2 protein-coding genes and 2 pseudogenes are annotated in these 3,080 nt (G+C 74.8%); 1 reads left to right on the top strand and 3 read right to left on the bottom strand.

The annotated features are described in order from the left end of the window. The 3 genes and pseudogenes from JNW89_RS32685 to JNW89_RS32675 form a co-directional block, all read right to left on the bottom strand. Nucleotides 1–970 (bottom strand): cystathionine gamma-lyase (locus JNW89_RS32685; protein WP_238451986.1); only part of this gene is annotated, 970 nt, incomplete at its 3' end. Then, a pseudogene (locus tag JNW89_RS32680) lies at nt 967–1,975 on the bottom strand (NAD(P)H-dependent glycerol-3-phosphate dehydrogenase). The gene JNW89_RS32685 and the pseudogene JNW89_RS32680, both read right to left, overlap by 4 nt. Before the next feature lie 64 nt (nt 1,976–2,039). Further along, entirely contained in the window at nt 2,040–2,765 is a 726-nt protein-coding gene (locus JNW89_RS32675; protein WP_238451805.1) for a 1-acyl-sn-glycerol-3-phosphate acyltransferase, read from the bottom strand. A gap of 126 nt (nt 2,766–2,891) precedes the next feature. On the opposite strand from JNW89_RS32675, the pseudogene JNW89_RS32670 reads away from it, so the two are divergent. Beyond that, a pseudogene (locus JNW89_RS32670) lies at nt 2,892–3,080 on the top strand (2-phospho-L-lactate guanylyltransferase); the annotation flags it as partial.

The raw sequence follows: 3,080 nt of genomic DNA, 5'->3' as shown, positions 1-3,080 counted from the left end.
CGGCGACCAGCCGGGCGGCCTCGACGAACCGGCTCACCCGGTCGGCGTCGCCGAGGTCGAAGGAGACCACGCCGGGCATCCGCCGCATCTGCGCGGAGGCCACCGGGTACGCCGGGTCCTCCGGCCGCCCGGGCCAGCGCAGGCCGGTCACGTCGGCGCGCCCGGCGAGCAGCTCGACCACCGCCGCCGCGTTGGCGGACTGCCGGGCCAGTCGCAGATCGAGGGTGCCCAGCGACCGGTGCGCCAGCCAGGCGTCGAAGGCCCCGGGCACCGCGCCGGTGGTGGTGCGCCAGGCGGTCAGCGTCTCCAGCAGCTCCGCCGAGCGGGTCGCCACGTAGCCCAGCAGCAGGTCGGAGTGCCCGGTCAGCGCCTTCGTGCCGGAGGCGACCACCAGGTCGGCGCCGAGGTCCAGCGGGCGTTGCCCGAGCGGGGTGGCGGTGGTGTTGTCGACCACCAGCAGGGTGCCGGCGGCGTGCGCCTCCCGCGCCAGCGCGGCCACGTCGACCACGTCCAGGCCGGGGTTCGCCGGGGTCTCCAGCATCAGCAGCCGGACGCCCTCGAACGACGGGTACGGCCCGACGGTCGGCACGAATCCGACCCGTACCCCCATCCCCTCCAGTGTGGCGGTGGCGAAGGCGCGCACCGGGAAGTACCCGTCGGCGGGGAGGAGCACGGTGTCCCCGGGTCGCAGGACGGCCAGCAGCAGCCCGGTGATGGCGGCCTGACCGCTGGCGAAGACCCGGCAGTCGCCCCCCTCCAGCTCGCCGATGGCCGACTCCAGCAGCCTTCGGGTGGGGTTGTCCGGCCGGCCGTAGCCGTTCGCCGCGGCGGCCGGCCCCGCCCAGGGGTCGAGGTGGTACGGCGCGGCGAAGACCGGCCCGGGCAGGAACGGGTCGCCGGGCACAGGCTCCGGCAGCCCGGCCCGGACGCAGCGGGTGCCGTCCCGCCACTGCGGCTCGGCGGCGCTCATTCGTACGACTCGGGCTTGGCGGTGCGGCTCATCAGGGCGTCCACGGCGAGCCGGGGGTCCATGCCCTCGTGGCAGATCCGCTCGATCTGCTCGGTGATCGGCATCTCCACCCCGTGCGCCCGGGCCAGGTCCCGGATGGCCAGGCAGCTCTTCACGCCCTCGGCGGTCTGCCGGGTCGCCGCCTGCGCCTGCTCCAGCGTCTCCCCCCCGGCCGAGGTGCTCGCCGAAGGTGCGGTTGCGGGCCAGCGGCGAGGAGCAGGAGGCGACCAGGTCACCCATGCCGGCGAGGCCGGCGAAGGTGATCGGGTCGGCGCCGAGCGCGACGCCCAGCCGGGCGGTCTCGGCGAGCCCGCGGGTCATCAGCATCGCCCGGGTGTTGTCGCCGAAGCCCATCGCGGTGGCGATCCCGTACGCCAGGGCGATCACGTTCTTGACCGCCCCGCCCAGCTCGCAGCCGATCACGTCGTCGTTGGTGTACGGGCGGAAGTACGGGGTCCGGATGGAGGACTGCACCAGCGCGGCGCGGCGGGCGTCGGTGCCGGCGACCACGGTCGCGGCGGGCTGCTCGGCGGCGATCTCGGGGGCCAGGTTGGGGCCGGAGACCACCACCACCCGGTCCGGGCTGACCCCGGCGGTCTCGACGATCACCTCGCTCATCCGCCGGGTGGTGCCCAGCTCGATGCCCTTCATCAGGGAGACCAGGGTCGAGTCCGGGGCGAGGTGGCCGGCCCAGTCGGCGAGGTTGCCGCGCAGCGTCTGCGACGGTACCGAGAGCACCACCAGCTCGGCGCCGGAGATCGCCTTGGCCGCCTCGCCGGTCGCCGTGACCCGCTCGGGCAGCCGCAGGTCGGGCAGGTAGTCCGGGTTGCGCCGGTGGACCCGGATGGCGTCGGCGACCGACTCCCGGCGGGCCCAGATCGTCACGTCCCGACCGGCGTCGGCGAGGATCTTGGCGAAGGCGGTCCCCCAGGACCCGGCCCCCAGCACCGCCACGTGGCCGCTCATGCCCTCGCCTCCACACGATCGGCGGCGCGCGGCGCCACCACACTGAGCTGGTCGATCCGCTCGCTCATTCGGTCACCTCGGGAGTACGCGGACGGGCGGGACGTTCCCACAGCGGGGGCGGCGTGCCACCCCGGATGTCGGCGAGCAGGTCGCGCAGGCTCAACATGATCTCGTCGGTCATCTCTTCCAGCACCGCCCGGCTCGGGGTGGCGCCCGCCCACCGGCTCAGGTCGACCGGCTCGCCGGCGACCACGGTCACCGGGGTGCGGGGCCGCAGGCCGAAGCGGGTGGTCCGCGGGTCGAACAGCTTCTCCGGGCCCCACATCGCCAGCGGGATCACCGGCGCGCCGGTGGCCAGCGCCAGCCGGGCCGCCCCGGTCTTGCCCTTCATCGGCCACAGCTCCGGCTCGCGGGTGATGGTGCCCTCCGGGTAGATCACCACCGCGCCGTCGGCGTCGAGCGCGGCGATCAGCTTGTCCAGCGACTTGACCGCGTCGGCGGTGCCGCGTTCCACCGGGATCTGCCGGCAGCGGTGCAGGATCCACCCGATCATCGGCACCCGGAAGACGCTGGCCTTGCCGAGGTACTGCGGCCAACGGCCGGCCTCGTAGATGAAGTGCGCCGAGACCAGCGGGTCGGCGTGCGAGAGGTGGTTGGGCACGATGATGATGCCGCCGTCGCGACGCAACTGCGCGGCGCCGCGCCAGGTGCGCCGGGTCCAGACCAGCATCACGGGCTTGACCAGCGCCACGGCGAAACGTTGCCAGAAACCCAGCCTGCGCCGTGTCACCCTGCCTCCTCGTCGCCCCAACCCCACGCGCCGCACCCACCGGTGCGGCCCGCAGCGGAAATCATGCCTGCTCGCCCCGGGTACGGCCAGTGCGGGTACCACCGTCGACGCTGGCAGGATTGTCGCGTGGGTCAGAGGCGGTGGACCGTGGTGGTGCCGGTGAAGCGCCTGGGCGCGGCGAAGAGCCGGCTGCGGGGCGCGCTGCCGGCCGTACCCCACGAGGAGCTGGCCCTGGCCCTGGCGGCCGACACGGTCCGCGCGGTGCGGGCCTGTCCCGCGGTCGCCGAGGTCCTGGTGGTCACCGGCGACGAGCGG

The organism is Micromonospora sp. 4G55, from assembly GCF_016803375.1.
Note: the sequence above shows the minus strand (reverse complement) of the source record. Positions and strands in the feature narration are given on the sequence as shown.